Raw genomic sequence first — 4,893 nt, forward strand, 5'->3', positions numbered from 1 at the left:
CACGAACGCGGTGTGGGATGCGGTGGACGCTGAGATCACGACGGACGAAGCGTGATTGATGCGGACGGTGAAGTCGTGTGGTCCTGACGCCCTAGTTGTGGCCGGTGTCCCCTTGTAAGACGCAATTGCGTCTTGCGAAGGCGGTGACAAACAAGCCCAGTCTCGCCGGGGAGAGCGCGAAGTAAGCCGTAACCCATCGCGCAGGGAAAGCCGGAGTTTCCGGTTACACCTGTGGTCCTACCCCCGAGCTTTCTACCTTTTGCTCGGGGCCCATGGGTGCGATCGGCACCCGGCTTTCCCTGCGCCCTCTGCGAAGAGAGAGGGTGAAACGAAGAGCAAAGCTCGGGCAAATATGTCGCGAGAATGCGAAGCTGCGTCCCCACTACATTTGTCATCGCCCGGCTCGACCGGGCGATCCAGTACGCCGCGGCCCCTCGGTTCAAGCACCGGCGTCTCCGGAATACTGGATCACCCGCATGCGCGGGTGATGACACCGAACTAGTTGTTTGACAGGTTGAATCGGAAGATCGTCGCCGTTGCCAAAGCGTGGCTTGCCGGCTGAAGCTCGCGGCGCCAGTCCGTCTTCGCTTTCACGTTCGTTCAAGCTACGCCGGACACGCTTCGACCTGAAGGTCCCCGCGTGGCTGCGCCACGCGAAGCCCGTCAGGGCGAAGCGTGGTGGTGTGCGCAGTCATCTGCGAACCTGTCTCTCACTCGGCTACGGGAATTAACAGGGCAAATTCGCGAATCCGGGCCCATTTCGTGATCCGTTAGGACACATTAACCCTGTGCCGCAGTGCTTTTGTTAGAAATTCCCGTGCAGGGTGGCCGGGAAATTTTTCAACAGCCAACGGGAATCCATGGTGGCCTGGCGGGAAAACATTTCGGATGCGAACGTACAGGTGGCAGCATTTGGCTGGCAGGACCGGACTGCAACAGCGTGCGCTGCACGCAAAGGTTCGGGTCTGGCAGCAACCTTTCTTGATTTTTTCGCCTCGAAAGCCTATTTCGATTTTGCTAGAGATGGGTTGTTGGAAGGTGTGGCATGGGCCGCGCTAGTCACCCCGTTGCGAGCAGATAGCCGGCATAGGCCGGAGCTGTTCTTAGGGCACCTCGACGCTGGATGGGAAGATTGCGTGGTTTCGGTACAACCGGAGCTGCGCTCTTTTTGTAGCGCGAGCTCCCAACCCCGGAGCTTTCCATGAACGAATACAAGGTTGGCTATAAGAAGCCGCCCAAAGAGCATCAATTCAAACCGAAACATCAAACAGCTGCCCGCCCGAATGGCGGTATGCGAAACGAGAACAGTCCCGACGTCGCTGGCTGGTTGGACAAGCCGCTGAATGTCAAACGAGGCGGCAAATCAGTCCGTATGCACCCGCACGAGGCCACCATGATCTCGCTCGGCAAGAGAGCACTTAAGGGCCAGCCTCGCGCGGCAAAGCAGTTTCTCAAGGAGTGCGCGATCGCGGGACTGCTTTCGCCGCAGCAATTGGAGACGCTCGGCGTGATCGTGGCACCGCGAGGTGTTGATATCAGGGTCGCTAAAGTGATGATCGAAACCTACGGCTTGCCGCCTTGGGAGCGGGGTGACTATGCCGCCATCGAAGCCGAATTTGAGCGCGATGAGGCGCATATTGACGAACTGTATCAGAAATTCCTGGAGGATTTGGACCGTGGGTGACCCGCTTAAGCCCGGGCCGGGGCGTAAGCCGCCACCGGCGGAACACCAGTTTCTCAAGGGAACGTCAGGCAACAAGAAAGGTCGACCAAAAGGCTCTGTCGACCTCAAGAAACTCACCCGCAAAGTCGCTCAAAAGAAGCATGCAGTTATCGTCGACGGCAAGATCGTGCGTAAAACCTTGCTGCAACTGGTCATCGAGTCAATGGTCAGACAGGCTGCCATCGGCGCGTCCTCGATGGTCGCGCTTAACGCTGAGATCCGTGCGAAGGTCAGTCCGACCGCGGACAAGCTCGAAGGCGGCCTTGGCTTTCTCCTTGCGCCAGCCGAGGTGTCGATGGAAGAGTTCATCGCGGAAGAAGAAGCTCGAAACGCCAACGCGCGAGAACCCGGAACTTACGTCGATCATAAAGCCGCGGAATTCATGAAGGCGGCTAAGGGCGTCCACAGCCCGCTGGGCGAGGCTCTGTTGGCCTTCCATAAACGCTGGGTAGCCGTTCGCGCGCCCGGATGATCACCGCTTCAGTCAACTTGCGTCCGTATTGGCGGAGATGTCCTTGATGCCACCTCGAAATCTTTTTGACCTCTTCGACGCAACAAGCCTGCTGAACCTGGAGAGGCGCATTGCCGAGGGCAGAATTCCGACCGCTGACGAACTAGCCGCAGTGCTGGAGGCTAATTCCGCGGAGCCACTGCCGGCATGGTTTTCGGAATTGGTCGTGAAAAGCCTGCGCGGTGAACTAAAGAAGAAGCGCGGTCGGCCCAAGGATGACAGCCCGCTTTCCGTCATTCGCTTCCAACTTGCCAAGGCGAAATATTACCAGTACCTGGACTGGCTGCAGAAACGTGAACTTTCTGTTGGGCTGAAAGGTTGGGCTGCCGTTCGCAATCAGAGCTGGTGGGACGGATCGCCCCATGAGCGTGCGGCCCGTTTAGTAACTTCACGCTGGTTCCGCCACATGGATTGGAAATCATTCTTGAACCGCGTCTCTTCTTCATAATAATTCAGCCGATTCAATCTGGATGAGGGCCGCGATCGTTGGCCCTAAGACCTCCTAATTCATCAAGGAGGTCCCAATGTCACTATCTGCGTCCGGTCAAAACGTACTCTCCATCGTCTATCAGACGGTAAGCGCGCTCAAGCCGCGCACAACCAACCCCCGCACCCATTCGAAAAAGCAAATTGGCCAAATCGCTAACGCGATCCGTCGATTCGGGTTTACAAACCCTGTGCTTGTCGATGACGCTAACGGAATCGTCGCCGGGCACGGGCGCGTGGAAGCTGCCAAAGCCGTTGGCATCGACCAGGTTCCGACTGTTCGCTTGTCGGCGATGAGCGAAGCCGAAATTCGGGCTTACGTGATCGCAGATAATCGATTGGCCGAAAATGCAGGCTGGGACCGTGAATTGCTGGGTCTTGAGCTGCAGTACCTCACCGATCTCGATGTTGATTTCGACGTTAGCATTACCGGCTTCGAGCTGCCCGAAATCGACCTGCTGATCGGCGAGCTCTCATTGGCAGGCGATGACGACCCTGTGGATGCCGCCGTTGAGGTCAGTGCCGACCCGCCCGTCACCCGACCCGGCGACCTTTGGCGCATCGGCAGCCATCGCCTGATTTGCGGCGATTCGACCCGATCTGAGACCTATCAGGCCTTGCTAGGCGAGCAGCGTGCCCAAATGGTATTCAGCGACCCGCCCTATAATGTGCCCATTGCCGGGCACGTTAGCGGCCTTGGCGCGGTCCAGCACCGCGAATTTGCGATGGCATCGGGGGAGATGTCCCCGGTCGAATTTACAGCGTTCTTGCAGACCGTATTCGGCCATCTCGCGGCCTACTCCGTCGACGGGTCGATTCATTTTCAGTGCATGGACTGGCGCCATCTGCAGGAAATGTTGGCCGCCGGCAGCGCCGCATATACCGACCTGAAAAACCTCTGCGTCTGGGTCAAGAACAACGGTGGCATGGGTTCGCTGTACCGGTCGCAGCATGAACTTGTGTTCGTTTTCAAGTCGGGCGTCGCGCCCCACATTAACAATGTGGAGCTCGGCAAGCACGGCCGATATCGCACGAACGTCTGGAGCTATGCTGGCGTCAACAGCTTCGGCGGCGACCGGGATGATCTGAGCCTGCATCCGACCGTTAAGCCCGTGGCCATGGTCGCGGACGCTATCCGGGATTGTTCGCATCGGAAGGCAATAATCTTGGACGCCTTCGCCGGCTCCGGCACGACACTGATCGCGGCGGAGAAGACCGGACGCCGGGGATATGGCATCGAGATAGATCCGGCCTACTGCGATGTCGCGATTCGCCGGTTGCACGCCGTATGCCGCTTAGACGCGGTTCTGGACGCCACTGGGAAGCCCTTTGCGGAGATCGAGGCACTCAGGGCGGCTGCGGCCCCAACCCCCGTGGAAGCCGCGCCGAGGCTGGAGGACTCGGCGTGAGGGTAAGGCCTCAAGTGACGGTCGCCGAGCTCAGCCAGCCGCTGCTGCTTCCACTATTGCGAGCGCTGCCCGCTAGACCTCGACCACGACGTAATTTTCCTCGATGTGGACCGGGAAGGTCTCGGCCATATACGGCCCCTTCTGCAGCTCCTCGCCGCTTGACCTGAGGGGAGCCGTATCGTCACAAGGTCTCAAGCCCCCGCACGACGCGAAGTAACACTGATACATCGACGCCGCTGTCTACGATCACCCGCCGACCGTTCGGGCTCACAATCTCTATCCGGCCTGCGCCACTCGATATCGGCGGCTCAGCCACTGACGACGCGTCCGGCACGACCACCGCCGGCACAACCCCCTCGGTCGAGACCGCACCGAAACGCCCGGATCGCGCGGCGTTGCGCCAGTCGGCCAACTGGAGCGCGTGATCCCGTACTTGCGGGCTGTCGCCGATCCCAATCGCCGACCTGAATAACTCTCGGCGACAATCCGCAGCTTCGCCTCGTCGGTGAAGCGCCGCCGACCGCCCGTATCGACGATCTCAAGCCGGCTGACCAGTGTATCTGTATAGACGTCCATACAGACGATTTCTGACTTGTTCGCCAAAATTCACAAGCCTGCCGCCCGCGGTCGCCGTCGGACGGATACAGTCGATGCGCTGGCCCAAGGCCTTGTTTGGCGGCGCGAGGCTTGGAACGCTCTCGCGACCCGTGTCTGGCAGCCGTCCGCAGGCCAGCTTGAATGCGGGATCGGACCGCAGATGATCG

The 4,893-nt window shown here is 59.4% G+C and carries 4 protein-coding genes and 2 pseudogenes; 4 read left to right on the plus strand and 2 right to left on the minus strand.

Annotated elements, in window-relative coordinates; translation table 11 throughout:
* Nucleotides 1-1,201 precede the first annotated feature (1,201 nt).
* The 4 genes from K359_RS0146980 to K359_RS56360 all read left to right on the plus strand — a co-directional run bounded on the left by K359_RS0146980 (nt 1,202) and on the right by K359_RS56360 (nt 4,129).
* Entirely contained in the window at nt 1,202-1,684 is a 483-nt protein-coding gene (locus K359_RS0146980) for a hypothetical protein (RefSeq protein ID WP_029085143.1), read from the plus strand.
* Complete coding sequence (locus K359_RS0146985) at nt 1,677-2,195, plus strand: DUF5681 domain-containing protein (protein ID WP_029085144.1); 519 nt, start codon at nt 1,677-1,679, stop codon at nt 2,193-2,195. Before K359_RS0146980 ends, K359_RS0146985 begins: the two co-directional genes overlap by 8 nt.
* Nucleotides 2,196-2,241: 46 nt before the next feature.
* Nucleotides 2,242-2,682, plus strand: a complete 441-nt coding sequence (locus K359_RS0146990) for a hypothetical protein (protein WP_156929113.1) — start codon at nt 2,242-2,244, stop codon at nt 2,680-2,682.
* Nucleotides 2,683-2,758: 76 nt separating this feature from the next.
* Nucleotides 2,759-4,129, plus strand: coding sequence for a DNA methyltransferase (locus K359_RS56360; protein ID WP_051346840.1), 1,371 nt, complete (start codon nt 2,759-2,761; stop codon nt 4,127-4,129).
* A 181-nt stretch (nt 4,130-4,310) separates the two neighbouring features.
* On the opposite strand, the pseudogene K359_RS60645 reads toward K359_RS56360, so the two are convergent.
* A pseudogene (locus K359_RS60645) lies at nt 4,311-4,705 on the minus strand (transposase).
* Nucleotides 4,668-4,893: pseudogene (locus K359_RS64105) on the minus strand (hypothetical protein); the annotation flags it as partial. The pseudogenes K359_RS60645 and K359_RS64105, both read right to left, overlap by 38 nt.

This window comes from Bradyrhizobium sp. th-b2 (assembly GCF_000426785.1).
In the GTDB taxonomy this organism is placed as follows: Bacteria; Pseudomonadota; Alphaproteobacteria; order Rhizobiales; family Xanthobacteraceae; genus Bradyrhizobium; species Bradyrhizobium septentrionale.

What these genes read in the sequence shown, in the direction of transcription:
- K359_RS0146990 (WP_156929113.1), top strand. Translation starts at nt 2,242, where the DNA reads ATGCCACCTCGAAATCTTTTTGACCTCTTCGACGCAACAAGCCTGCTG.
- K359_RS0146980 (WP_029085143.1), top strand. Translation starts at nt 1,202, where the DNA reads ATGAACGAATACAAGGTTGGCTATAAGAAGCCGCCCAAAGAGCATCAA.
- K359_RS56360 (WP_051346840.1), top strand. Translation starts at nt 2,759, where the DNA reads ATGTCACTATCTGCGTCCGGTCAAAACGTACTCTCCATCGTCTATCAG.